Here is a 25,697-nt window from a genome sequence, read left to right as displayed (position 1 = left end):
TGCGAGCCTTTCCCGTAGGCGGGCGGCGTTGCAACTTCGCCACTCAGGTGTTCTACTATTTCTCAGGACGTACTGAATACGGTATTCGCCGCAAAAAAGTTCAGGTTCTTCCCCGATTGCAGTGGCCCGGTCTTACGCTAGAGTATAGTGTGTCGAAAGCGTGTCTGAGAGTTCCGAGAGTTCCGAGAGATGAGATGGCAGCTTCTGCCAAGAGGAAGGCGATGGAGAAGGACATTCTGCGCTACTGCCGCTCGGCGCGCTGGCCGCTGGCGCTCAGTGTGCTGGTCGGCCTGCTAGCGCTGTTGGCAACCGTTGGGCAAATGGCCCTGCTGAGCAAGATTGTCGCCCAGGTGTTCCTGGGCCATGCTGGTCTCTGGCAGGTTGGTCCGGCCCTCGGGGCCTTGCTGGCCATCATCTGCCTGCGTGCCAGCCTGGTCGGGCTGCGAGAGTACAGCGCGCGGCGAGCTGGCAGCCGGGTCAAGAGCGAGATGCGACGTCGTCTCTTCGCACACCTGCTGCAGCTTGGTCCACTCTTTGTACGTGGAGAGCGCAGCGGTGAGCTGGTCACCCTGCTCAACGAGGGTTGCGAGCGCCTGGAGACCTTTGTGACGCGCTACCTTCCGCAGACCGTCTGGAGCGTGGCAATCCCGCTGCTGCTGCTTGCCATCATCTGGCCGCTTGATCATCTGAGTGCCGTATTGTTGCTGATCACCGGCCCCATTATTCCGGTGCTGATGATCGCCGTTGGTAGCTACTCCCAGAAGCATATTCAGCGTCAGTGGACAACGCTCGCGCGCCTGAGCGCCCACTTTCTTGATACCATCCAGGGGCTGGTGACCCTACACCTCTTCGGACGCAGCGGCTCCCAGGAGGCGCGTGTGGCGCGCCTGAGCGAAGAATATCGCCGTCGTACCCTTAAGGTACTCCGCTACGCCTTTCTCTCGGGGGCCGTCCTGGAATTCATGACCATGCTGGCCATTGGCCTCATTGCAGTCTTCCTGGGCGTCCGTCTCATCAATCGTGAAATACCATTCGAACAGGCTTTTCTTGTCTTATTGCTCGTGCCTGAGTTCTACCGTCCGTTGCGCGAGCTGGGAACCCAGTACCATGCCGGTCTCGAAGGGCGTGTAGCTGCCGGGCGCATGCGAGAGGTGCTCGACGCCAGGCCAGCCGTGCGCGAACCCGAGCAGGAGCCGTCGCAGCGGCCCATCGCTCCTTTAACCATTGCCTTTGAGCAGGTGAGCTGCCGCTATGGGGAAAGGGAGCGACCAGCCCTGCAGAATGTGACCTTTACTCTGCCGGCTGGCTCTTGCACGGCCCTCGTCGGACGCAGCGGTTCTGGCAAGAGCACGCTGGTGAACCTGCTCATGCGCTTCATGGAGGCCGAGAGCGGGGCGATTCTGGTCAATGGGCTGCCGCTGGATCGGCTCCCGAGCGACCTCTGGCGCGAGTATGTGGCCCTGGTACCGCAGCAACCGGCGCTCTTCAGCGGCACGGTGCGCCAAAATATTCGCCTGGCGCGGCCTGGGGCCAGCGACAGCGAGATAGAGCGCGCTGCCGAGCTGGCGGGAGCTGCGGACTTCATTCGGGAGCTGCCCGAGGGCTATGACACCGAGGTAGGGGAGAGGGGGCTGCGGCTGAGCGCCGGCCAGCTCCAGCGCCTGGCGCTGGCAAGGGCCTTCTTGAAGCAGGCGCCACTGCTGATCCTTGACGAGCCGACCTCTAGCCTTGATCCAGAGAGCGAGGCCCTCTTGAGCGAAGCTCTAGCCCGCCTGCGCCGCACCTGCACCCTGCTCGTCATCGCCCATCGCATCAATACTGTGGCCGCCGCCGACCGCGTGCTTGTGCTCGAGGATGGGCGACTGGTCGAGGCTGGGGAGCCTGCCAGCCTGCTGCAGCGGCCCACCAGCGCCTACGCGCGCTTGATGGGAGGCCGAGCGAGCGCGGCGGAGGTCTTGTCTGGAAAGGAGGCCGAGCAGCGATGACTGGCAAGTCGTCATCAACGCTCAGAACGGCCTGGCGTCTGTTGGCCTTTCTCCGTCCCTTTACGTGGCAGGTTGCCGTGACGGTCATCCTGGGTGGGGTCATGATCCTGGCCAACATGCTGCTATTGAGCATGGCCTCCTACCTGATCGCCGGGGCGGCCATCGTGACCATGATCGTCCTGCTCAGCATCCCGATCACGATCGTGCGCTTAATGGGTCTGGTGCGAGCCGCCACCCGTTACGGCGAACGCCTGCTCTCGCACAACGTGACCTTCCGCCTGCTGGCCCACGTGAGAGTGGCGGTCTACCGACGACTGGCGCCGTTGGCGCCGGCGCGCCTCTTCCGCCTGCGCAGCGGCGACCTGCTGGCGCGTCTGGTCTCTGATGTCGACGAGCTGCAGAATCTCTACCTGCGCGTAGTGGCGCCGGTCCTGGTAGCGGCCCTGGTGATTGTCGCTACCTGCTGGCTCCTGGCAATTTTCAACACGGTCCTGGCCCTGGCGACTGCTTGCTTCCTGCTGTTCACGGGTCTGGGGCTACCCCTGCTGGCCCTGCGCCTCACGCGCGGCCTGGGGCGGGAGCAGCTCGCTCTGCGCGGCAAGGTAAACGGGCAGGTGGTCGAGAGCCTGCAAGGGATGGTTGATCTGCTGGCCTATGGACAGGCTGCCCCCCGACGCGCTGAGCTGGCGGCCTGGGAGGAGCGGCTCGATCGTCTCCAGCGCCGTCTGGCGGCGGCGGGCGGCCTCCAAGAGGGGCTACAGGAGTTGCTCACGGGCCTGGCTGTCTGGACTGTCTTGCTGCTGGCCATTCCTCTGGCAGCCAGCATGCAGATCAACAGCGTCTATCTGGGCTTCCTGGCCATGCTTGTGCTGGCAGCCTTCGAGGCCATTACTCCGCTGGCGCAAGCCTTCGGACAACTCGGTCACTCGCTGGCCGCTGGCGAGCGCCTCTTCGGCATTATCGATGCTCCGCCCGCCGTGAGCGACCCGCCGCAGCCCGCGCCCTTGCCATCCGCCAGATCGCTGGAGCTGGCTTTTGAGAACGTCACCTTCCGCTACGAAGGAGAAGAGGAAGGTCAGCAGGTGACCCTGGCAGACATCTCCTTCCGCGTTCCCCCCGGGGGACGGGTGGCGATCGTCGGCCCGAGCGGCGCTGGCAAAAGTACCTTGCTCCGGCTGGCCCTGCGCTTCTGGGACCCGGAAGCCGGGCGCATCCTGCTCGCGGGACAAGACATTCGCTCTTTCTCGCTGGCCGATCTACGCAGCCTGATGGGCGTCGTAACGCAGGATACCTATCTTTTCAACGACACCATTCGCGGCAATCTCCGCCTGGCCGCTCCCTGGGCCACGGATGAGCAGCTCTGGCAGGCCCTCGAGCTAGCCCAGCTCGACGACTTCGTGCGTCAGCTCCCGGCTGGCCTCGATACCTGGGTCGGTGAGCAGGGCCTCAAGCTCTCGGGCGGCGAGCGCCAGCGTCTGGCCATTGCCCGCGCCCTGCTCAAGGATGCGCCGATCCTCTTGCTGGATGAGGTTACCGCGAATCTGGACCGTCTTACCGAGCAGGCGCTGCTTGAAGCACTGGACAGCTTGATGCGAGGCCGCACAACGCTGCTCGTGACCCATCGCCTCCTGCACATGGAGCGTATGGATGAGATTCTTGTAGTAGATAGAGGACGCATTGTCGAGCGAGGCAGACACGAGCAGCTGCTGGCGAACGGCGGCCTCTATCGACGTTTGTGGGAAGTGCAGAACGCCCTGCTTCCTGTTGCCTGAGCCAGTCAGTGCTCTGCCCGCCCCGCCGGCGGATAGAGAGGAGCGATGGCCCATGCCCACAGGGGCGGCGTTTCGGTCAGTCCGTGGGAGGTTTTGCCTGCATATGGACCTGTCGACCATCTTATCGCGCGTACAATTCGCCTTTACCGTAGGCTATCACTATATCTTTCCCCAGATTACTATGGGGTTGGCCTTCTTGATCGTGCTTTTAAAGACGCTCTACCTGATCAAGAAGGACGAGCGCTACAACATCAGTGCTCGCTTCTGGGCGAAGATCTTCGCGACCACCTTTGTACTGGGGGTTGTCACCGGCATCCCGATGGAGTTCCAATTTGGCACCAACTGGGCGCGCTTCTCGGCCTATGCCGGCGACATCATTGCCCAGACCCTGGCGATGGAAGGAGCCTTTGCCTTCTTCCTGGAGTCGGCCTTTCTCGGGGTCTTTCTCTTCGGAGAGAAGGTTTTTGGACAAAAGGTGCACTGGCTGGCTGCCGTGATGGTCTGGCTGGGCACCTGGGCCTCTGGCGCCTTCATCGTGGCCTCTAATGCCTGGATGCAGCATCCAGTGGGCTATACCATCGTAGGCAACCGCCTGCACATCTCCAACTACTGGGAGGTCCTGCTCAATCCCTGGATCTTTCCCCAATACCTGCACACCATGAGCGGGGCCGTGATCACGGGGGCTTTCGTCATGGCCGGTCTGGGGGCCTACTACTTGCTGGCCCGGAATCACGTTGAGTACGGTCGCATCTTCGTGACCCTGGGCGTCATCGTCGGCCTCATCGCCAGCGTGATCCAGCTCTACCCCAGCGGCGACCTGGAAGGCCAACAGGTGGCGAAATACCAGCCGGCCAAGCTGGCGGCCTTCGAAGGTCTCTTTCACACCGAGCAGGGGGCGGGGATCGTCATTCTTGGTCAGCCCAACACGGCGACGGGCCAGCTTGATAACCCGCTGATTGTGCCCAAAGTTCTGAGCTTTCTGACTTATCGTCGGTGGGAGGCGGTCGTCAAGGGCCTGGATGCCTTTCCGGCCAATCAGCGGCCCGACTCGATTGAGCTGCTCTACTATAGCTATCACATCATGGTTGGCCTGGGCACCTTCTTTATCCCGATCATGGGCCTGGCCTGCCTGCTCTGGCTCTGGAAGCGGCGCCTCTTCACGGCGCGCTGGATGCTCTGGATCCTGATGCTGGCGACCCCCTTCCCGGTGATCGCCAATACCGCCGGGTGGTTCACCACCGAGCTGGGCCGTCAGCCGTGGATCATCTACGGGCTTTTGCCCACCGCCCAAGGCTCATCGGCCAATCTTTCGGCGGGCAACGTCCTCTTCACCCTGCTCGGCTTCGCCGGGATGTACCTCCTGCTCGGCCTGCTCTACGTCGTGCTCTCGGTCACCGAGGCCCTCAAGGGGCCTGAGACCAGCGAGGGCGAGGAGGCCGAAGTAGCCGGGGAGGGTGGCCTGCCCGGTCTGGCTACCGGTACCGTGGCCGAAGGTTGAACTGAGTTGAGTTGAGTTGAGCTGAGCGAGGGAGGTCAGGCTTCATGGCAACACTCTGGTTTATTCTCGTGGCCTTCATGCTGACCATGTACGTTCTGCTGGACGGCTTCGACCTGGGAGCCGGCATCATTCACCTGATCGCGGCCCGCACCGACCAGGAGCGGCGCCTGATCCTGCGCGCCATCGGCCCGGTCTGGGACGGCAACGAGGTCTGGATTATCGCCGCCGGCGGTACCCTCTTCTTCACCTTCCCGGTACTCTATGCCTCCAGCTTCAGCGGCTTCTATCTGCCGCTGTGTATCGTGCTCTGGTTGTTGATGTGGCGTGGCGTCTCCATTGAGCTGCGCTCGCGGGTGCCCAGCCCTGTCTGGGCCTCCTTCTGGGATGGTATGTTCTTTATCGGCAGCGCGCTGCTGGCCATCTTCTATGGGGCCGCCCTGGCAAACGTGATTCGCGGCGTGCCGTTGGATGCACACGGCGTCTTCTTTGAGCCGCTGTGGACCGATTTCAATCCTTTTAGCAAGACGCCCGGAATCCTGGATTGGTATACGATCCTGATCGGCCTGATGGCGGCCAGCACCCTGACCATGCATGGCGCCGCCTATATCGCGCGCAAGACCGACGGCGCTCTGAACGCGCGCGCGCGTCGCATTTTGCGCATCAGTTGGCCGATTACCATAGCTCTAACCGTGGTGAGCACAATCGCCACCTTTGCCGTGCAGCCCCAGATCTATGCCAGCTTCAATGCCCGGCCCTGGGGGGCCATCTTCCCCTTGATCGCCTTCGTGGGCCTGCTCGGCGTAGGACACTTTGCCTTTCGCAAGCGCGACTTGGCGGCCTTCTTCTCTTCCTGTGCCTTCATTGCCGGCATGCTGGCCAGCTCGGCCTTTGGACTCTATCCTGACGTCCTGCCTGCTGTCGATCCGGCCCATAGCCTGACCATCGATAACGCTTCCGGCAGTCCCTATGGGCTGACCGTCGGCCTGGTCTGGTGGCTGATTGGCATCCTGCTGGCCGTGATCTACTTTGTCTTCACCTACCGCCTCTTCTGGGGCAAAGTAACGGCCAAAGGCGAGTACGGGGGCTACTGAGGGGGAGAGTGGGAGGAGGGCAGGCGTCTGGCTGGGCGGGCCTGCTGACCCGTTCGGGCTGCGGGCTGGCGGAGTGAGATCGGTCGCGAGGAGGGCCAAGAGGTGAGGCGCTGGCTCTGCTGGGGAGACCCCTGGTGGGGCCAGCGCTGTGCTATACTGTACTATCCAGGCCAGTCGAAGCTGAGAAGAACAGCCAGCCCACAAATGGAGGGAACATGCTCAGCAGCCCCCAAGATTACCGTGCGATCTGGGAGCAATTTGTTCGACAGGGTTGCTTACGCGAGGAACTCCTGCCGCCGGCTCTGGCGCAATCCTGGCGGCGCTGCGCGGCGCTGGGCCTTGATCCCTACGGAGAGCCACCGGCGCCTGACCCCACTCTCTCGGCCGCGCCGCCTCTCTCGCGGCGCCTGCTCGCTCTCATCCGACCGGCGATGGAAGACCTCTATCAATTCATCGAAGGGTCGGGCTGCCTGGTCGCCTTTGCCAATGCCGAGGGGCGCATCATCGACCTCATTGGCGACAGCCAAACGCGGACCCAGCTTGAGCCGCTGGGCATGCGCCTGGGGACGCTCTGGAGCGAAGAGCAGCAGGGAGCCAATGCCCTGGCCCTGGCCTTACAGGAATCGTTTCCCATCCAGCTAGAGGGAGCCATGCACTACCGCGCCGCCCTGCACGCCCTCTACACTGCTGCCGCGCCCGTCCATGACCCGCTTGGGCAGGCGGTGGGCGTCCTGGCGGTCGCCGGCCCCTGTGAGCACAACCATGCCCACACCCTGGGCATGGTTGCCGCCGCCGCTCAAGTCATCAGCGGCCAGCTCCAGATGCAGGTCTGGCTTGGGAATGCCAACGAGCTGCTCGCCGAGTTAAAGATCATTCTTCAGAGTTTGCCGGAGGGCATTCTCCTGCTCAGGCGCGATGGCGTCATCTCCCAGATGAACGGACCGGCTGGCACCCTGCTCGGACTCGTGCCGGCGCGCGTCATGGGGAGGCGACTGCGCGATGTGCTACCATTGCCCCCGCTGCTCCAGCAGGCCCTCACCTGCCAGCAGCCGTTGAACGAGGAAGAAGTCGTCTTTGAAACAACGCGGGGCCGTGTCACCTGCCTCTGCTCCCTCAAGCCAATCGCCCTGACGGCGGGCGAGCCTGAAGCGGTCTTCGGGCGCCTGACAGCCGGGGCGGCCTCTGGGGGAGCGCTGATTTCCGACGGCTTCGTTCTCATCCTGCGCAGCATCGAGCGCGTCCAGAAGCTTGTTAACCGCATGACCGGAGCGCGGGCGCGCCTGACCTTCGCCAACGTAGTTGGGCGCAGCCCCGCACTACAGGAAGCCCTCCGCCTGGCCCGCCTGGCCTCGCACAGCAATTCCACGGTTCTCCTGCATGGAGAGACCGGCGTTGGCAAAGAAATCTTTGCCCAGAGCATTCACAACAGCAGCCTGCGGGCCGATGGACCGTTCGTCGCTATCAACTGCGCTGCTATTCCCCGCGAGCTGATCAACACCGAGCTGTTTGGCTACGAGGGCGGCTCCTTCACAGGTGCCGACCGCCAGGGGCGCTCGGGCAAGTTCGAGCAGGCCCACGGCGGCACCCTCTTTCTCGATGAGATTGGCGATATGCCTCTCGACCTGCAGACGACCCTCTTGCGAGCCATCGAGACGCGCACCATCATGCGCATTGGCGGGCAGCGCGTGATCCCCGTCGACGTGCGCATTATTGCGGCCACCCATAAGGATCTGCGCGAGGAGGTCCGGCGCGGCACCTTCCGCTCGGACCTCTATTATCGCCTCAATGTCCTCTCTATTCATATCCCATCCCTGCGTGAGCGTCTGGAGGACCTGCCCCTGCTTGTCGACCATTTTCTGCAGCGGCAGAGCCGGACACTGGGGCGCCCCTTCGCCATCACCCCCGAGGCTCTCAGCCTGATGGAGCGCTATAGCTGGCCGGGCAACGTGCGCGAGCTAGAGAACCTCCTGGAGCGCCTCACCTACCTGGCACGCTCCGATACCATTACCGCCCAGGATCTGCCGCCGGAGATCCGTCAGGCAGCGGAGGCCGACCCGGACAGTATGTCTCCCGCCCCGGCCGAGGCCCCTCCTCTTCCGGTTCCGGAGCCAAGGCCCGAGGCTGATGAGAGCCACTGGCAGCCGGAAGCAATCACCCCAGTCTTGCCTCCGCTCAAAGAACACAGTCGTTCAAGCGAGGCGAGCGCCATCCTGCAGGCCCTCGAGCGGAGTCAAGGCCGCCCGAGCGAGGCGGCGCGCCTGCTGGGAATCAGCCGTACCACCCTGTGGCGCAAAATGGTGCGCTACGGCCTGCGTCCCCCTCCCGCCGCCCTGCCGCCGGCCGCCTCTGGCCAGGGGCCTTCGTTTCCACAATGAAACACCTTGTGTTGCAGCAATGAAACTGCAGGATCCTCTTGTTGCAGAAATGTAACGGTGAGAGCGCCGCGCCAGGCCGGCGGGCGGTGCTGGAGTGAGCGCTGGGAGGCCTGCCTGCCGGCCGCCCTGGGGAAGCTGGCACGAATCTTGCATGTCTCTTAAGTAGACAGGCAAAGTCAGAGGCTCTCATCTGTAGCGCGTGGGGGGAAGGAGCTGGGTGGGCGCCCGGACCGCCGGGTAGGCTGGGCGGGCGGGCGGGCGAGAAGATTATGCTGAGCAGGGCCGGCGGCGGCGGAGGAAGGTCTCCGCGCGCTCTGGCGGGCCGGCGGGCGGACGGCTCTAGGGCAGGGCGCGAACGGACGCGGGCGAGCCAGGCGGCAGAGCCGCTTTTCGAGGCCACGGGAGGGCAACGCAGCAGCCCTCGACTTCTGGGAAAAGGAGGCAGCATGAAGAAGCTCATCAACAGTCCAGAGACGGTCGTCAAAGAAGCGCTGGAAGGCATGGCTGCCATGCATCCCGAGCTGATCCGCGTCGATCTGGAAAATCAGATCGTTGTGCGGGCGGACGCGCCGGTGCGTGGCAAAGTAGGCGTTGTCTCGGGAGGGGGCAGCGGTCACGAGCCGATGCATGGGGGCTTTGTTGGGCGAGGTATGCTTGACGCTGCCTGTCCTGGTGCCATCTTCACCTCGCCGGTTCCCGACCAGATCCTGGCGGCCATGCGAGCTGTCAACGGCGGGGCTGGCGTCTTCCAGATCATCAAAAACTACACCGGCGACGTCCTCAACTTTGAAATGGCGGCCGAGCTGGCCCAGGCGGAAGGCATCGAGGTCGCCAGCGTTATCACCAACGATGACGTTGCCGTTCAGGACAGCCTCTACACCGCCGGGCGGCGAGGCGTCGGCGTCACGGTTCTGCTAGAGAAGATCGTTGGGGGCCTGGCCGAGAGTGGTGCCCCTCTGGAGCAGGTAGCGGCCCTGGCCAAGCGCGTCAACGAGCAGGGGCGCAGCATGGGAATGGCCCTCACCTCGTGCACCGTTCCCGCCAAGGGAACACCCACCTTTGAGCTGGGCGAGGACGAGATGGAGATCGGTATCGGCATCCACGGCGAACCGGGACGGCGGCGTGTCAAGCTGGCGCCGGCGGCCGACATTGTGGAGATGCTGGCCAACCCCGTCATCGAAGACCTCGGCCTGAAGGCCGGCGAGCGCGTGCTGGCCTTTGTCAATGGCATGGGGGGGACGCCCCTGATCGAGCTGTACGTTGTGGCTCGCGAGCTGGCGCGTATCCTCAAGGGGCGCAACATTACGATCGCCCGCTCCCTGGTAGGCAGCTACATCACCTCGCTGGAGATGGCCGGCTGCTCCATTACTCTGCTGCGCGTCGATGACGAGATGCTGCGCTACTGGGATGCCCCTGTGCTGACCCCGGCTCTGCGCTGGGGCGTCTGACCGAGTCGGATCAGAGCGCCTGAGCTGTGCTCGATCGTTCCTTCGCTGGCTGGCTGGCTGGCTGGTATCGCTCGTCCTGGCTGACCTGGCGCGGCTCCTCGACAAGCAAGGAAAGCCAGAGCAGGGCAAGGGACCATCACAAGCGCCCACCCCTTGCCTTGCTCTCTGGCTGGCTCATCTCCCGCCCGCCACGGCTGTCCACGCCAGGCCAGGCCAGAGCGGACAGCAGACAGTCTGGCGGCAGGGCCGGCTCGCGTCGCGCGCCGGGCGCCAGGCTCAGGCTGGAAGCCAGGGATTCTCGTCCACCCTGGTAGGGTGACCCGCACCCGCCCGCAACACTACGGAGGAGAGCAGGCTATGCCGATCACAACAGAGGATGTCTTACGCTGGATAACGCAATCGGCCCAGGTTTTTCACGAGCAGCGTGATTATCTGACCCAGCTTGATGCGCCGATCGGCGATGCTGATCATGGCGTCAACATGGACCGCGGTTTTCGGGCCGTTCTCGACAAGCTGCCTTCACTGAGCGGCATGGATATTGGTTCCATTCTGAAGACCGTTGGAACAACCCTGGTCTCGACGGTCGGAGGAGCCAGCGGTCCGCTCTACGGTACGGCTTTTCTGCGCGCTGGCATGGTGACCGCCGGCAAGCATGAGCTGGATGAGGCGGACGTTGTCGAGATGTTGCAAGCGGCTTTGGATGGGATCAAGGCCCGCGGCAAGGCCCATACCGGGGAGAAGACGATGGTGGACGCCCTGGAACCGGCCCTGGCTGCGGCTCGCAAAGCTCACGAGCAGCATGAGGGGCTGGCCGTACTGCTGCGCCGCGCGGCTGAGGCCGCCGAAGAAGGCATGAAGGGAACCATTCCGATGCTGGCCACCAAAGGAAGGGCCAGCTACCTGGGTGAACGCAGCATCGGCCATCAGGACCCGGGCGCGACCTCTAGCTGGCTGCTGCTGAAAACGCTCGCCGAAGTCGCTGGCTGAGCCGAAGCCCCAGAGCTGTCGTATCTGGAATCTCTCATTTTGGCTGCCAGGCTTCCAAACAGCCGCGAGTCCGTCTGCTTTGCTATCTATAGGTGTTGCCTGGCTACGGAGGCGGCTGGAACGCCGGCATAGACCAGGTGAGAAGACCATACAGGAGAGCCTCGTTTGCTTTGCGCAGACGAGGGGCGGCCTTTGTCGGCCTTGGAGGCAAGGCCGTCCATTCGCAGGCCAGGCCAGGCTTGCAACAGTTCGGGACCGCGGCAGGAGGCCCACAGCCGGCCCTCCTCTGTTGCTCATGGCGAGGAGAAGTATCTGATGACGGTTGGCTTAGTGATTGTCTCGCATAGCGCCCGTCTGGCCGAGGGCGTAGCGGAACTGGCGGGCCAGATGGCACAGGGCAAGGTCGTCATTGCGCCGGCAGGGGGCACCGCCGAGGGAGGTCTCGGCACCTCCGTTGACAAAATCCTCCAGGCCCTGCAGCGGGCGGCCAGTCCCGATGGGGTCCTGATCTTGCTTGATCTCGGCAGCGCTGGCATTGCGGCTGAGATGGCTCTGGAACTCTTCAAGCAGGATCATGATTGTCCGGTGATGATTAGTAGCGCTCCGCTGGTCGAAGGGGCGGTTGTGGCCGCCGTGGAGGCCTCCATCGGCAGCCAGTTAGCGGCAGTAGCCGAGGCGGCAGCGGCTGCCACCTCCCTGCCGAAGTTGCCTGCGACAGAAGAGCAGCAGGCGGGCGAGAGAGAAGGTGGCCCCGATTGACGATCTCGGCGATTCGAGAGGCCGGAGGAGAGGAGTCGACTCGCCGGGAGAGATCCCAAAGAGCTTGCCAGGGACGCCACAGCGAAGAGGAGACCGCGCCGAGCTGAGCCAAGCGCTCACTTCACTGGGCAGAGGTGAGAGGAAGGGAGAAAACGACGATCATGCCCATTGTGGAACGCAGTCTTGTGATTACCAACAAAGTCGGTTTACACGCCCGTCCGGCCCGCTTGCTGGTGCAAACGGCTGCCCTCTTTCAGTCGCAGATCTTGCTCCAGTATGGGACACAGACCGTCAATGCCAAGAGCATTGTAGGGGTGCTCAGACTGGGAGCGCGCTGCGGCAGCACGATTCATCTGCGGGCCGAGGGAGAAGATGCCGAGGAGGCAGCCCGCTCGATAGCGGAGCTGGTCCGGCGCAACTTCGACGAGGAGGACGAAGCGGGTGACCCCCGGGGCGAAAACCCCGCTGGCACCTCAGCCGAGAACCTGGCTTAGGCTAGGCCGCCTGCCAGAGCTGACGCGCGCTGCTGCTGATCAGCACGCAGCCGGTCGCTAAAAGGTGGGCTACCTCCTGCGGGGTACGGATGAAGCCGCTGGCAATGAAGGGGCCAGGCAGGAGCGAGCGGACGGTGCGGGCGAAGTCGGGGAAGATGATCCCGGGGAGTACTTCGATCAGGTCGGGCTGAGCCTGAACGATCTGGCGGATGCTGCTGGCCAGGGCTGGCTCCTCGGTCAGGTGCAGGGGCTGGATGGTCAGTAGCCCCTCGGCCCGAGCGGCGACCACCAGTGAAGGACGCCTGGTAATCACGGCGTCAAGGCCGATCTGGCGCAGGTAGGCGAGGCCGGCGCGATCCTTGCCGATGCCAGCGAGCAGGTCGAGATGCGCAACAACGCCCTTTCCTCGCGCGTGGGCCTGCTCGACCAGTGGCTCCAGCGCGAAGGCATCGCCCTGTTGCGCAAAGAGGAGACTGGCCCGGCTCTCCAAAGCCGGAGACCAGTCCTCCTCTGCCTTGATGGCGGCGGCCACCGGGTAGACCCGGGCCAGCCTGAGAAACTCCTCTCTGGTCATTCCGCTCTCATTGTAGCAAAGAAAATCTGGCGCCTGCCAGGGCACGGCCGCCACTTGACAGAAAGTACCTGGGACAGGTATGATTACTCTTGTAAAGGCTGTCCTAACCAGCAGGTACAGCGCAGCGGGGAGGAGGATCTCTCTCCCCGGTGTGATTGATCATCGCGAATATCGTCCGGACAGAGACTTGAGAAGTCCTGGCTCTGCCACAACGGTGGCAGGCTCAGGACTTTATTGTTTTTCTGGCGTTTGTTCCAGGCACGTGCGAGATGGGTGATGCATATGCAGTCCGGTGTATCCCTGCTCAACCTACCGGCCTCCAGCGTGCTGGTGCCCGTTGTGGAGACCCGCCCGCGCTTTGTGCAGGCGCTGGAGACGCCGACGGTGCGGGCCATTCTGCTCAGACACTGCAATCTGTTTGAATTCAAGGCACTGGTTGAGCGCGCCCATCGCAACGGCTATGCCCTCTATGTGAATATGGATCACATCGATGGCGTCAACGCCGATTACGCGGGCCTGCGCCACCTTGCGACTCACTTTCACATCCGGGGTGTCATTTCCAGCCATCCCAGAGTGATGGTCCTGGCCCATGAGCTGGGGCTGGAGGCGATTCAGCGTATCTTCGCGGTCGATTCGACGGGGCTGGAGATGGCTCTGGAGTCGGTGGACCGTGCTGTGGTGGATATGCTGGACTTCACCCCGGCGCATGTGGTGCCTTACATTATGCCTGCGCTCAGGCCAACTCTTGATTTGCCGTATATGGCCTCGGGCTTGCTCTATGGGGCGAACCAGTTGCGCGCCGTTCTGGCCAGTGGGGTCCGGGCGGTGGCGGTCACTCGCCTCGATCAATGGCTACCCGTTCTGAGCGCCTGTAGCTCGTCGGCAGAGACCCACTGAGGTGGGTTGGTCGGGTGAGATAGGCGCTCGTCGGCCCGTCTCCTCCTCCTTGCTTTCCGACTCGCTTGCGCCACCTGCTGGCAGGATACCTGACCCAAGATGGAAGAATAGGATCGATCGACTCAGCCTTGAAGGGCGCTTCTTGCCGTCGCCGAGCGGGGTCGGTGGTGAGCCTGGCCTGGCCCTGGCGCTCGTTAGAAAAGACCAAGACCTCTCTGACGAGCCTCTGGGGCTGGATCCGGCTGCCAGCCCGGTCAGGAGTGGCGTCATGATGAGCAGTCTACCCTACATCTCACGAAGCGCTGTGGTCGCTGTTCGGGTGGCTGTCCGCTTCGCTCTTGCGCTGGCAGTGGGGGCCTGGCCCTGCCTGGTGCGGCCTGGTCTGCCTCCCTGCTGGCAGGGTGACGGTAGCCGTGGGGTAGAGTCGGAGGGAGCCGTCTGGTGGCGGTCGATCCATCTTTGACGGCCCCCAGGGCTTCGTCCAGCGGACGCAGCCCTGGGGCAATGCGCGTACGCTGGCTGGCGCTGGGGGCTGATCCTGTGCAAAGGGCGTCGTGGCCCTCTGCGCAAGCGCCGCCAGCAGCGGACGTGGCTCGGCCCCAGGCCGGCGCTGGCCAGATCTCTACAGATGGGAGCCATGCAATTGCTATCAGCAACCACACGCCGTCAAAACCTCAACGCGCTGCAGCAGGAGCGTTTCGACGTCCTGGTCATTGGGGGCGGAGTGACCGGCGCCGGTGTCGCTCTGGAGGCAGCCGCTCGCGGCTACCGCGTCGCATTGGTCGAAAAGGCCGACTTTGCTGGGGGGACCAGTAGTAAATCGACCAAACTGGTTCATGGCGGAATACGCTATCTGCCCAATTTTGATTTCCCGCTAGTGCACGAAAGCCTGGTTGAGCGTGGCCTGTTGCTGCACAATGCCCCCTTCCTGGTGCAGCCCCTGGCCTTTGTTCTTCCGCTCTATCGCGGAGATCGCCATCCGGTCGGTATTCCTTTCACGACGCCTGGGGGTGTGGGCCTGAGCGCTGTGCTCGACGTTGGTTTGACGCTCTACGATCTGATGGCGGGTCGCTACGGCATCGAGCGTCATCGGCGCCTGAGCCGTCAGGAGGTCCTGCGCTATGCTCCTGATCTGGTGACCACCAGCCTCAAGGGTGGTTTCTTGTACTACGATGCCCAGACTAACGACGCCCGCTTGACGATGACCCTCATCCGTACCGCTGCTCGCTTCGGCGCGGTCATTGCCAACTACTGTGAGGTGGTGGCTCTCCAGCTCGAGCAGGGGCGCATCTGCGGGGCCTGCGTGCGCGATGTCCTCGATGGGGCCGAGATCGCGGTGCGGGCGCGTCATGTTGTCAACGCCGCGGGCGTCTTTGCCGAGCGTGTCGAGTCCCTCTGTGGCCTGAAGCCACGGGTGAGCATCGAGCCGAGCAAGGGCGTCCACCTGATCTTTGCCCGCGAGGATCTGCGCGTGGGGGAGGCGGCCATTGTTTTGCCCGAGACCGAGGATCGCCGCATCCTCTTCGTTGTTCCCTGGCAGTCGCGCGTCATTGTGGGCACGACCGACACTGGCTCCGGCGATCTCGACCATCCTCTGCCTGACGCCGCTGATATCTCCTACCTGCTGAAGCATCTTAACCGCTACCTGTCGCTCAGGTTGACACGCGAGCAGATTATCAGCAGCTACGCTGGCTATCGACCGCTGTTCAAACCGCGCGAGCAGAGCGGTGGCGATACGGCGCGTCTCTCGCGTACCCACGCTGTGCTGGAGAATGAGGCTGGCCTGGTGACTATTGTGGGCGGGAAATTGACAACCTACCGTCGTATGGCCCAGGACACGGTCGATCGTCTTGACGAGCGTGATGGGCGCCGTCCCCGTCACCCGACGCTGCGCCTGCGCCTGGCCGGCAGCGAGGATTGGTCGCTGGCGCGACAGGAGCTTGAGCAGAGCGCGGCTGCCTTTGGACTGGCGGGCGATATTGTCACTCACCTGCTGCAGAGCTATGGCACCGAGACGCGGATTCTTCTGCAGCTGATGGCCGACGAGCCGGCTCTTGCTCAGCGTCTGGTGGCTGATCTCCCCTATGTTCAGGCTGAGGTTGTCTATGCTTGTCGCTATGAAATGGCTATGACGCCTGCCGACGTGCTGGCCCGGCGCACCTCGCTGATCCTGGAGGACCGCAAGCGTGGCCTGGAGGCTCTGGAGACGGTCGCCTCGCTGATGGCCCGCGAGCATGGCTGGTCTTCCGAGCAGGTGCAGCGCCTCAAAGCGGCCTATCGTCAGGATGTCGAACGCCAGCTTAGCGCTGAGGAGACGCGCCTGAGTGTCTGACGGGTCGCGGGGTCATGCTGGAGACAGCTTCCCCCGCGACCATCGTGCTGCCAGGTCGCTGGCCTGTGCTCTCCCCTTGATCTCCGCCGCCTGGCCTTCTCCCCCTGGCCTGTGCTCTGCCTGTCTGTCTGTCTGCCTGCCTGGTGCCGCGGCCTGGTCCCCTGACCTGATTGGGAAGTGCCTGGACAGTTTGACGTTTTCCGGCTGGCGCACTATCCTTAATTATGAGGATGAGATGCAGAGAACAGCCTGCCTCTGCCCTGTACCCACTCCGTCGGACCTGTCCGCGCTCGGCTCCCGCCTCAGCCGGCCAGCCAGCCAGTCTGACTGACTGACTATCTGCCTGGCCGCTATCTCGGTGGTCTGGCCAACTGACTGGTGGCTGAGACAGGATGGCCCGGTGGAGAAGGGAGAGAAGCGAGGGAGCCTGAAGATGCCGATAGGCATCCGGGCAGAGAGCGCTACAAGGGGGAAAAGACAACGTGCCAGCCTCCTGGAAAGACTGGAAGATCTGGGTCAAGAACGCCCGCCCTTTTTCGCTGACGGCGACCGTCAGTCCGCTCTTGGTCGGCACGGCGGTGGCCGCCTATGAGGGCACCTTTCGCCCTGGGCCATTTGTGCTGGCCCTGCTGGCGGGCCTTTTCCTGCAGATAGGGACTAACTACTTTAACGAGTACTTCGACTATCGCTATGGTCTTGATAGTCCGCAGTCGCTCGGAGCCAGCACCGTCATCTTTCGCGGCGAGATGAGCGCGGGTCAGGTCCTGGGCGGCGGCGTCGCCTGCTTCGTGCTGGCCTCGCTGCTCGGCCTGGCGCTGATTGCCCTTTGTGGGCCGGCCATCTTGCTCTTTGGTCTCATCGGTATGGTCATCGCCTATTTTTACAGCGCCAGGCCGTTCCAGCTAGCGGCGCGTGGCCTGGGCGATCCGCTGGTCTACATCGCGATGGGCTTTCTCATGACCTGGGGAGCCTATTATGTGCAGATCCCGCGCTGGTCATGGGCGGCCTTTGCCGCCAGCGTCCCGGTCGGTTTCCTGGTGACGGCCATCCTCAATATGAACAACATTCGTGACTACGAAGAGGATCGCGCCGTGCACAAGCTAACCCTGCCCGTGCGCCTCGGTCAGACCTTCGCCCGCAGCTATCATGCCGCGCTCGTTATCGGCAGCTACCTGGCGCTGAGCCTCTTCGCTCTGGTCGGCCTGCTGCCGCTGCACACCCTGATTGTCTGGATCAGCTTCCCGCTGGCCTGGATCAACGTGCGCTCTGTGCTCACCGCGCGCGAACGCGCCGCCTTTATTGTTGGCTTCAAGCGCACCGCCGCCTTGCACCTGCAGTTCGGCCTGCTGCTGGCCGTGGGGATCGCCGCCGCAGCCCTGCTGCGCCCGCTCGGCCTCTAAGCTGCCAGCGGCCCACACAAAGGAGGGGTGGCTGCTGTCGCCCTGGATTGGAGATGAGGGAGGAAGGAATGGAAAAACCTGTAACAGGGGATAAAGTGCTAGAGGAGTCTTTTAGGCGCGCTGGAGGGAAGCGCCCCTACGTCCAGCGTCTCTTTGCGCGCATTGCGCGCGTCTATGACCTGCTCAACCGCCTCATGAGTTTTGGCCTTGACCGCCGCTGGCGCCGCTTTGCGGCGCGGTGTCTGGCCCTGGGGCCGGGCGAGGTTGGGCTGGACCTGGGGGCAGGCACGGCGGACCTGGCGATTGCCGTCATTCGGCAAGCTGGGCCTGGGGCGCGTATGATTGGCATGGACATCACGCCTGAAATGCTCGAGTTGGGGCGGCGCAAGCTGGAGCGTCTGGGACTGCGCGACCGCATCGAGCTGCGCGTAGGCGACGCCGAGCACATCGATCTTCCGGACAACAGCGTCGATGGCTGCTGCTCTGCCTTTATGATGCGCAACGTTACCGATCTGCGCCAGACCCTGCGCGAGATGCTGCGCGTAGTGCGGCCTGGCGGGCGGATGGTCTGTCTGGAGATCAGCCATCCACCTGGCAGGCTGCTCGGTGCTCTCTTCCATCTCTACTTCTATCGCATTGCGCCGCTCTTTGGGGCTATCATCGGCAAAGCTGCCGAGGAGTATAACTATCTGCCGCGCTCGCTCACCCATTTCCCCGACGCACCGACCCTCAAAGCCATTATGGAAGAGGTCGGCTGGAGCGCCGTTCACTTCCATCGCCTGAGCGGCGGCATCGTTGCCGTGCACGTGGCCACCAAGCCGCTGCCGGCCAGCGAAGGGGCGACGGAGCAAAGGGCGGCTGGTGCGGGCTAGCCTGCGTAGCCTTAGACTTCGGAGCCAGCCGTCTGGCTGGTACCGGCACAGGCGGAAACGGAGGTTGAAGGCGGGGTCATCCCTGGTAGTTGATTGGTTCGCTCGGTTATGCTGCGTAGCGAGGAAAGAGCTTTGACAGAGGGCAAGACCGCCGAGAAGGCGACACGCATCAACTATCGTCACTTCTTTCTGCAACTGCTGGAGGCTGCGCCCTGGCCGGTGCTCGTCATTGATCGTGCGCTGATCGTTCGCTACTACAACCGTCATGTCTGCAGCCTCTTCGGCCTGGCGGAGCCGCTGCAGAAAGCCAGGCTTGATCAGCTCATCACCAGTGCCGCCATCATCCAGCTTGTACAAGAGAGCATTGCCAGTCAGCGTCCCCAGAGCGCCGAGTTCAACGAAGGCCCCACTGGTCCCTGCTGGAAGGTCTCAGTTACGCCTTTGGAGCATCGCAGACCTCCAGCGGGCCGGGAAGGGCTGAAAAAAGACTACCACTACTTTGCTGTGGCCATCGAGGACCTCAGCGAGCTGCGGCGCCTGGAGCGCGTGCGTCGCGACTTCGTCGCCAACATCTCGCACGAGCTACGCACCCCGTTGGCCTCCGTGCGCCTGCTGGCCGAAACTCTCGAAGACACCATCGAGACCGATCCCGAGCAGGCGCAGGTCTTTGTCGAGCGCATTGAGAAGGAAGTCCAGTATCTGACCTCTCTCGTCTCCGAACTACTAGAGCTGTCGCGCATCGAGTCGGGTCAGCTCCCGATGGTCATCGAACCAATCGAGGCTCAGCAACTGGTGCGGGAAGGTATGGCTCGTCTCCTGCCCCAGGCGCAGCGCCATCGCGTCAAGCTGAGGACGGAGATTCGCGACGGCCAGGTCCTGGTTGCCGCCGACAGCAAACAGATCGGACGCGTGCTCGTCAACCTCATCCACAACGCCATCAAATTCACCCCCTCTGGAGGCGAGGTCGTTGTCGGGACCCTGGCCGAGCCAGGCGGGCACAGCCAGCGCTTCTTTGTGCGCGACACGGGAGTCGGCATTCGGCCCGAGGACCTGCCGCGCATCTTTGAGCGCTTCTACAAGGTTGATCGCTCGCGCTCCAAGTTCGACCACGTCGGCGCTGGCGGTGGCGGCAGTGGCCTGGGCCTGGCCATTGCTCGCCACATTGTCGAGGCTCATGGCGGACGCATCTTTGCCGAAAGCACCGTCGGTAAAGGCAGCACCTTCTCCTTTACCCTGCCGGTGGCCCATGCCGAAGGCTCTGGCACCTGAGCGGAGCCGGCCGGTTCGGCTCAGCCTGGCCCCAGCCGACTCAGGCTGGCTCTGACTCTGAAGAGGGAGGGCCGGAGGATCGGTTCCGATCCGCAGCCTGGGCAAGGGCCGGTCCCCAGGAAGTGACGGCGCGCGGCGTCAGCATGATCACCGGCAGCTCCTCCAGCGCCATGCCCTGATATTGCGGGTAGCGGGCGCGCAGCAGAAGCAGGGCCTGCCGCTGCTGCTCATCGCCCGGCTGCAGGAGGCGGGCCTCTCCCTCGACCAGCACATAGCCCAGCCGAGACCAGTCATCCTCGTAGTGGTCGATCAAGAGGGCCGCCTCGGGCCGTTCCTCGATATTGCGCACCCGCCGCAGCTTCCTGACAGCCACGCGCTTCGGCTTCTCATCGAGCGGCGTATAGAAGCAGGTTCCATCAAAAGCGTAGCAGACCGGCACCAGATGAGGATGGCCCGCCGCGTCCGCTGTGGCCAGACGAGCCACGCGCTGCCCAAGCACGAAACGGCGCTCCTCTTCAGTCAGTATCGCTCGCTTCCTCATAGGACGGTCTTCTCCCTCCTGTAACCTGAGGCGCCGGTGTCAGCTTGTTCGCTGCTTGACAGCGACCCACAGGCCTCCCCAGCGGTCAGCGACCGGCCACGGCGATCTTTTCCACCTGGGGGACGATCTCGGTGGCCAGCAGCTCGAACGGTTCCAGCTCGTGGGTGTTGGGCAGCGTGAAGATCGCCTGATCGATGCCTAACTCGGCCAGTCCGCCGAAGAAATCCACCGCGGCGGCGGGGGAAAGCGAGCCGGCTCGCCCGTCGCGCGATAGGCGCAGACTGCTCAGAGTGGTCTTCTCGATCTGCTCGTAGGGACGACCGAGGGCCGCGCAGTGCTCGCGCAGGACATCCAGCTTATGCTGTAGCTGCTCCCTGTTACCATGAGCGAAGAGGTTACAGGCGTCAGCGTAACGGGCCACCAGGCGTAACGTCTTGCGCTCGCCGCTGCCGCCGATCAGGATGGGAGGGTGAGGCTGCTGGACGGGGCGAGGAGAATTCAGCGGGCGTTCAAGCTGATAGTACTTGCCGTGAAAAGGGCGCTCGTCGCCGGCCCACATCTGCAGCGCGATCTGCAGCGTCTCCTCTAGACGCTCAAAGCGCTCGGCCAGAGGTGCAAAAGGCACCCCCAGGCCGCGATGCTCCTCCTCGTTCCAGGCGGCCCCGATGCCAAAATAGCTGCGCCCATGAGAAAGCACATCAAGGGTTGTAGCCGTTTTCACCAGCAGACCCGGATGGCGGTAGGTCACCCCGGTGACCAGGGTGCCCAGACGGAGGCGGTTTGTCCGTCCGGCGGCGAAGGCCAGAGCCGACCAGCCCTCCAACATCTCGTGCTCGGGTGGTCCGAACACCGGAATCTGAAAGAAATGGTCCATGACCCAGAGACTGTAGAGGCCGGCGCGCTCGGCTCGCTCGGCAATGAGGGCAAAGGTCTCGCCAAGGGAAGCCTGCCCGGTCGGCCAGGTAAAGTTCGCTACCTGTAGGCCCAGGTGCATGTCTAGAGCTACCTCCATGACGTAAAATGAGGCGACGCGTTTGCTTTATTATAGCCCGGGCCTGGTCTAGCGAGATAGTAGGCGAGGCGCTGAGCAGGCAGAAAAAGCCGGTAGAGGGGCCTGATAGGGAGCAGGAGCCGTAGATTTCTATCTATTGCACCGTCTAATCGAGTGCGATACAATGAGCGCAATGCAATGGACACTGGAGATGGTCCCTGCTGAAGCAGCAGAATAGGCACCAGGGGATATACTGGAAGCAGAGGCTGCTGGCAAGCGGAGAGGGCCGGCCTGCTGGTGTCAAGGAGGAGCGAACCGCGTGAGCATGTCAGTTGAGATTGCGCGCCGAATTGCGGAGGCATGCAAGCAGCGTGCCAGAGAATTACGCAGTCCTGTCAGCATTGCCATTGTGGATGCTGGGGGGCATCTAGTCCTCTTTGAGCGCATGATGGCGCCGTATGGATGGGCCACGGCCAATATTAGCATTGCCAAAGCCACCACGGCGGTGATGTTCAACCAGCCGACGGATGCGGTAGCCCAGTGGGGGTCAGCCATTCCGGGTTTTGCTTCCAGCCTGGCGGCGATGACCCAGGGGCGTTTTATCATGGCGGCGGGCGGCTGGCCGATTCGCCTTGGGGGAGCCACGATTGGGGGGATAGGGATCAGTGGGGGCAACGCCCCGGGGCGCGATGATGAGATCGCCCGTGCCGGTTTGGCGGCTCTGGAAGCTCTGGGTTCCGTGCACTCACCTCAGCCCCAGTTTCAGCCCCAGCTCCCATCTGCGGGCGTCGCCTCCCCGGCTCAATCCTTCCTGCAACCTTCTCTGGCCTATCCTGCCAGCTCACCCTATCCTGCTCAAGAGCCGGCCAGGGCAGGCAACCCTGCCGACTATGCTCTCCAGGAACAAGCCGCTGCCCAACCGGCGGCGGCCAACGAAGGTGAGCTGGGGCAGCAGGGCAGTGAGCAGATTCCTCAGAACGATGATACATCCTTGCGGAAACATCTTGCGGGAGGTCCCTCATGACTCGTGATGCTGACCAGCGCCCGACCAATCCACGGCGTCAGCGCCCGCTACTGGTGATCTCCAGTGGCGGCGGGAGCGCCGCCGATCAACAGCGTGACCAATCATCCGAGGGAGGGACGCAGCAGGCGCCGGCCCATGAAGGGGAGCAGGCTTCTTCCTCCCCGGCAGCCCGGGCCTCAGGCTCCACGGGTGGCAGCGGCGCCCGGCGCCAGCCCGGCTTTTTTGCCTCGGTTACCCAATCTGCCAGGGAACAGGAGCCGCCAGAACGTCAGCGGCTGCAGACCGATGCCGGCAAGATGCGTCTCTGGCGGGCCTTGCGCCTGCGCCGAGGGCAAAGTACCGAGGGCGAGGCGGCCAGCGCGGAGCGCGCCGGCAAAACGGTGAGCGGGACGGAGGCCAGGGGACAGGCCCAGAAGGTCCTGCGCAATAGCAAGAAGGCTCAGCCCACCCAGGAAACAGCTCCAGCAGCCCGCGGCTCTACAGCCAGGAGCGGCGGGCAGACGACCGCTGGCTCCTCCGCTCAGGCCAGCCGGCCTCTCCTGAAATCGCGCCACTTTGTGGGCCTCTTCATCTACATCTTTGCAGCTACCTTGCTGCAGATCCCACTGGCCTATCTCTCGCAGACCTTCCATCTGGAGCGGGTGCTGCTCCAATTCTCGATCTTTAACTTTCCGGTAGTCATCACCCAGGCCCTCGTCATCTACCTGGTCCTGCTGGTCGCTTTGCTGCTCCTCTTGAACAGGTTCGACCTGCTACCCTCCTTCAGCCGGCCTGCGGAGGCACGCCGCGGAGGCGCGGCCCAGGGCAGCGGCAGCCGGAGCAAGGCCGGTAGCAGCGGCAAGGGAAAGGGGGTCACCAAGGGCGAGCACGACCACCTTTACGAGGACTACCGCGATCTACGGCGCTACCTGCGCCGGCGCGCGCGCAAACGCTAGGGCCTGCTGGTGCCGTTGCTCTGGCTGGCTGCGCTGGACCTTCGGGCTTTGGCCTTGACAGCAGGGCTAATCGCGCCTATACTTCTCCTACAGAAGACCATTCGCGTGGCCGAGGCCGTAGCGCCCTCAGCCTGATTATCTCACAGTGGCGGGTGAGCCGCGCGAGAAAGAACGCTTTGCCCGTTGGCGTCTGCGCCGCGTGGCGGCAAGACAGGAAGCAAAAAGAGGATAGAGGATCTGATGCTCAGCAAGCCCTGGCAACCACAACGGCAGACTGAACAGCCTGCAGGAGCGCGCTCCTGGCAGAGCCAGCGCGCCGTGGTTGCCTGCGCTTTTTATTACTACTTTTACTTTAGCCCTCCAGCATGCTGGTGGGCCGCTTCAGGCTGAGCTGAGCAGAACCACCTGATCCGTCCAGATCCCCAGCATGCTGGAGTAAGCAGAGGCGAAAAACCTCTGCTTTTTTATTTCCCTGGAATCTTGCCCTGTCTGCCAGGATCCAGTCAATCGGTCAGTCAGGAGTTTAGGAGAAAGGAACTGACAGCCCTATGATCATCGTCATTGATGCACAGGCCAACCAGGAAGAGCGTACCGCCTTATTGGCGCTAGTAGAGCAGGTGACCGGGCACCGGCGACCGGTCGCCGCCACCTGTATCGGAGAAAGCGAGGTCATCGCCGTCGACCACGCCCTCCTCGATGCCCAGGCCATGGAGGCCATCCGCCGCCAACCCGCTGTCGCTCAAGTCCTTACCCCCAGCACTCCCTACCAGCTTGTCAGCCGACACTTCAAAGCCAGTCCCACTCAGATCATCGCAGGAGATGCGCGCCACTGCGAGCCGGTCCTCATAGGGGGAGAGCAGCCCCGGCCCGTCATCATGGCCGGTCCCTGCGCCGTCGAGAGCCGCGAGCAACTGCTCGAGACGGCCCGGGCCGTCAAGGAAGCGGGCGCTACGGTCCTGCGCGGGGGAGCCTTCAAGCCGCGCACCTCGCCTTACCAGTTCCAGGGGCTGGGCATTGAAGGCTTGCGCTTGCTGGCGGAGGCCCGCCAGGAGACCGGCCTCCCGGTGGTCACGGAGGTCATGGAGCCGGAGATGGTCGAGGTCGTCGCCGACTATGCCGATATCTTGCAGATCGGGGCCCGCAACATGCAAAATTTCCCCTTGCTACAGGCCGTGGGCCGGCGCGGGCGAGGCAAGCCGGTGATGCTCAAGCGAGGACTCTCGGCCACCATCGACGAGTGGCTGCTCGCCGCCGAGTACATCGTTGCCGCCGGCAACCCGAACGTCATCCTCTGCGAGCGGGGCATCCGTAGCTTTGATCCCCAGACCCGCAACCTGCTTGACCTGGCCTGCGTCCCATTGCTGCACGAACTCACCCACCTGCCCGTCATTGTCGATCCCAGCCACGCGACCGGGCGGCGCGAACTGGTGCCTACAATGGCGCGCGCCGGCATTGCCGCTGGGGCTGAGGGCCTGATCCTGGAAGTTCATCCCGACCCGAACAGCGCCCTCTGCGACGGGCGCCAGTCCATCACCCCAGCTGAGCTGCGCACCATCGTCTACGAGGCGCGCCTGATGGTTCAGATCATGCAGGGGGCCGACAGACTATCGCAAGTCGCCTGACTCTGGCCGGCAGCCACTACCAGGCCGGACGGCAGAGGCAAGGTTGGCCTCCGTCCGCCTCCGCTGGCGACGTTGCCAGCACTGACTGACTAACGGGTCAGCTAATCGGCCAGCGCAGCGGGAAAGGCCGCGGAGGCGAGGCCGCTGTGGGCAAGGGCCGGCGGCGCTCTGACAGGCGAAGAACGACAGCAAGAGCAAGCCGAGGGGTGCGATGGCGCGCCCTTTTTTTGGTGGGCCGTCTGAGCTGGGACTGGCCTTTCAGGGCAAGGGAGATCGCAGCGGCGGGCGTGGAGAGGCGGGGGATGGGGCAGCGTTTGACAGGCGAGCTGAGAGGGCGCGGCGACAAGACCGCGAGTGCAAAGAACTGGCAGAAAACTCTATCTCGACTCTCATCAAACACATATGGTATACTCTTGATACAAGCCAGAGAGCACAGAGCAGAGGCCGGAGGACGGTCGTTGCGTCTGTGCTAGCGGCCAGGTCGACTATGTCGTTTGAGAAGTTGGAAGTCTGGTTTGTTTGAAGTCATACGGACAGGATACGAGCATGCCAACACGTGTGATCATTGCCGACGATGAACCCATTCAACGCATGGACCTGAAGGATGTCCTCACCAAGCAGGGCTACCTGGTCATTGGTGAGGCCGGTGACGGGCAGAGCGCTGTGAACCTGGCTCGCGAACTGCGCCCGGACCTGGTGATCATGGATATTCGCATGCCCGATATGGACGGCATTGCTGCCGCCGAGATTCTGACGCAGGAACGCATCGCGCCGGTGCTGCTGCTGACCGCCTTTGGCGATCAACCGCTGGTCGAGCGTGCGAAGCAGGCT

The 25,697-nt window shown here is 63.5% G+C and carries 22 protein-coding genes; 19 read left to right on the top strand and 3 right to left on the bottom strand.

Annotated elements, in window-relative coordinates; genetic code table 11:
* Window positions 1–221: 221 nt before the first annotated feature.
* The 9 genes from cydD (at window position 222) to ACFMO7_RS03310 (ending at window position 12,409) form a co-directional block, all read left to right on the top strand.
* Window positions 222–1,985, top strand: a complete 1,764-nt coding sequence (gene cydD, locus ACFMO7_RS03350; protein ID WP_376794118.1) for a thiol reductant ABC exporter subunit CydD — start codon at window positions 222–224, stop codon at window positions 1,983–1,985.
* A complete protein-coding gene (gene cydC, locus ACFMO7_RS03345) occupies window positions 1,982–3,757 on the top strand; it encodes a thiol reductant ABC exporter subunit CydC (protein WP_376794117.1) in 1,776 nt (591 codons plus the stop codon). Before cydD ends, cydC begins: the two co-directional genes overlap by 4 nt.
* Before the next feature lie 103 nt (window positions 3,758–3,860).
* The gene (locus tag ACFMO7_RS03340; protein WP_376794116.1) at window positions 3,861–5,255 is read left to right on the top strand and encodes a cytochrome ubiquinol oxidase subunit I; all 1,395 of its coding nucleotides are present in this window, start codon (window positions 3,861–3,863) and stop codon (window positions 5,253–5,255) included.
* Window positions 5,256–5,299: 44 nt separating this feature from the next.
* The gene (cydB, locus tag ACFMO7_RS03335) at window positions 5,300–6,346 is read left to right on the top strand and encodes a cytochrome d ubiquinol oxidase subunit II (RefSeq protein ID WP_376794115.1); all 1,047 of its coding nucleotides are present in this window, start codon (window positions 5,300–5,302) and stop codon (window positions 6,344–6,346) included.
* A 215-nt stretch (window positions 6,347–6,561) separates the two neighbouring features.
* Window positions 6,562–8,721 (top strand): sigma-54-dependent Fis family transcriptional regulator, encoded by a 2,160-nt coding sequence (locus ACFMO7_RS03330; protein WP_376794114.1) that lies wholly within the window; start codon window positions 6,562–6,564, stop codon window positions 8,719–8,721.
* A 446-nt stretch (window positions 8,722–9,167) separates the two neighbouring features.
* Window positions 9,168–10,169: a dihydroxyacetone kinase subunit DhaK gene (gene dhaK, locus ACFMO7_RS03325; protein WP_376794113.1), complete on the top strand. Its 1,002-nt coding sequence runs from the start codon at window positions 9,168–9,170 to the stop codon at window positions 10,167–10,169.
* A gap of 357 nt (window positions 10,170–10,526) precedes the next feature.
* Window positions 10,527–11,156 (top strand): dihydroxyacetone kinase subunit DhaL, encoded by a 630-nt coding sequence (dhaL, locus tag ACFMO7_RS03320; protein ID WP_376794112.1) that lies wholly within the window; start codon window positions 10,527–10,529, stop codon window positions 11,154–11,156.
* Window positions 11,157–11,471: 315 nt separating this feature from the next.
* On the top strand, window positions 11,472–11,915 hold the full coding sequence (gene dhaM, locus ACFMO7_RS03315; RefSeq protein WP_376794111.1) for a dihydroxyacetone kinase phosphoryl donor subunit DhaM: 444 nt from the start codon (window positions 11,472–11,474) through the stop codon (window positions 11,913–11,915).
* Window positions 11,916–12,076: 161 nt separating this feature from the next.
* The gene (locus tag ACFMO7_RS03310) at window positions 12,077–12,409 is read left to right on the top strand and encodes an HPr family phosphocarrier protein (protein WP_376794110.1); all 333 of its coding nucleotides are present in this window, start codon (window positions 12,077–12,079) and stop codon (window positions 12,407–12,409) included.
* Between the two features lies 1 nt (window position 12,410).
* On the opposite strand, the gene ACFMO7_RS03305 is transcribed toward ACFMO7_RS03310, so the two are convergent.
* A complete protein-coding gene (locus ACFMO7_RS03305) occupies window positions 12,411–12,983 on the bottom strand; it encodes a glycerol-3-phosphate responsive antiterminator (protein WP_376794109.1) in 573 nt (190 codons plus the stop codon).
* 282 nt (window positions 12,984–13,265) lie between these two features.
* Between ACFMO7_RS03305 and ACFMO7_RS03300 the strand changes: the two genes are divergently transcribed.
* The 6 genes from ACFMO7_RS03300 to ACFMO7_RS03275 all read left to right on the top strand — a co-directional run bounded on the left by ACFMO7_RS03300 (window position 13,266) and on the right by ACFMO7_RS03275 (window position 19,753).
* Window positions 13,266–13,880: a glycerol-3-phosphate responsive antiterminator gene (locus tag ACFMO7_RS03300; RefSeq protein ID WP_376794108.1), complete on the top strand. Its 615-nt coding sequence runs from the start codon at window positions 13,266–13,268 to the stop codon at window positions 13,878–13,880.
* 268 nt (window positions 13,881–14,148) lie between these two features.
* Window positions 14,149–14,343 carry a hypothetical protein gene (locus ACFMO7_RS03295; RefSeq protein ID WP_376794107.1) on the top strand — a complete coding sequence of 65 codons (195 nt, stop codon included), beginning with the start codon at window positions 14,149–14,151 and terminating at the stop codon, window positions 14,341–14,343.
* Between the two features lie 174 nt (window positions 14,344–14,517).
* The gene (locus ACFMO7_RS03290) at window positions 14,518–16,212 is read left to right on the top strand and encodes a glycerol-3-phosphate dehydrogenase/oxidase (protein WP_376794106.1); all 1,695 of its coding nucleotides are present in this window, start codon (window positions 14,518–14,520) and stop codon (window positions 16,210–16,212) included.
* Window positions 16,213–16,694: 482 nt separating this feature from the next.
* Entirely contained in the window at window positions 16,695–17,612 is a 918-nt protein-coding gene (gene menA / locus ACFMO7_RS03285) for a 1,4-dihydroxy-2-naphthoate octaprenyltransferase (RefSeq protein ID WP_376794105.1), read from the top strand.
* A gap of 68 nt (window positions 17,613–17,680) precedes the next feature.
* Window positions 17,681–18,484, top strand: coding sequence for a class I SAM-dependent methyltransferase (locus ACFMO7_RS03280; RefSeq protein ID WP_376794104.1), 804 nt, complete (start codon window positions 17,681–17,683; stop codon window positions 18,482–18,484).
* Window positions 18,485–18,616: 132 nt separating this feature from the next.
* Window positions 18,617–19,753, top strand: a complete 1,137-nt coding sequence (locus tag ACFMO7_RS03275; protein WP_376794103.1) for a sensor histidine kinase — start codon at window positions 18,617–18,619, stop codon at window positions 19,751–19,753.
* Between the two features lie 40 nt (window positions 19,754–19,793).
* On the opposite strand, the gene ACFMO7_RS03270 is transcribed toward ACFMO7_RS03275, so the two are convergent.
* Both ACFMO7_RS03270 and ACFMO7_RS03265 read right to left on the bottom strand, forming a co-directional pair.
* The gene (locus ACFMO7_RS03270; protein ID WP_376794102.1) at window positions 19,794–20,294 is read right to left on the bottom strand and encodes a TIGR03668 family PPOX class F420-dependent oxidoreductase; all 501 of its coding nucleotides are present in this window, start codon (window positions 20,292–20,294) and stop codon (window positions 19,794–19,796) included.
* Between the two features lie 85 nt (window positions 20,295–20,379).
* Entirely contained in the window at window positions 20,380–21,288 is a 909-nt protein-coding gene (locus tag ACFMO7_RS03265; RefSeq protein ID WP_376794101.1) for an LLM class F420-dependent oxidoreductase, read from the bottom strand.
* Window positions 21,289–21,610: 322 nt separating this feature from the next.
* Here ACFMO7_RS03265 and ACFMO7_RS03260 point away from each other — a divergent pair, with 322 nt between their 5' ends.
* The 4 genes from ACFMO7_RS03260 to ACFMO7_RS03245 form a co-directional block, all read left to right on the top strand.
* Entirely contained in the window at window positions 21,611–22,309 is a 699-nt protein-coding gene (locus ACFMO7_RS03260) for a heme-binding protein (protein ID WP_376794100.1), read from the top strand.
* A complete protein-coding gene (locus tag ACFMO7_RS03255) occupies window positions 22,306–23,244 on the top strand; it encodes a hypothetical protein (protein ID WP_376794099.1) in 939 nt (312 codons plus the stop codon). Before ACFMO7_RS03260 ends, ACFMO7_RS03255 begins: the two co-directional genes overlap by 4 nt.
* A 548-nt stretch (window positions 23,245–23,792) precedes the next feature.
* Window positions 23,793–24,866, top strand: a complete 1,074-nt coding sequence (gene aroF, locus ACFMO7_RS03250; protein ID WP_376794098.1) for a 3-deoxy-7-phosphoheptulonate synthase — start codon at window positions 23,793–23,795, stop codon at window positions 24,864–24,866.
* A 546-nt stretch (window positions 24,867–25,412) separates the two neighbouring features.
* Window positions 25,413–25,697, top strand: a 285-nt coding sequence (locus ACFMO7_RS03245; RefSeq protein ID WP_376794097.1) for a response regulator, incomplete at its 3' end; no start/stop codon positions are given.

The sequence above is a fragment of the Thermogemmatispora sp. genome, from assembly GCF_042408735.1.
Classification (GTDB): Bacteria; Chloroflexota; Ktedonobacteria; order Ktedonobacterales; family Ktedonobacteraceae; genus Thermogemmatispora.
Note: the sequence above shows the minus strand (reverse complement) of the source record. Positions and strands in the feature narration are given on the sequence as shown.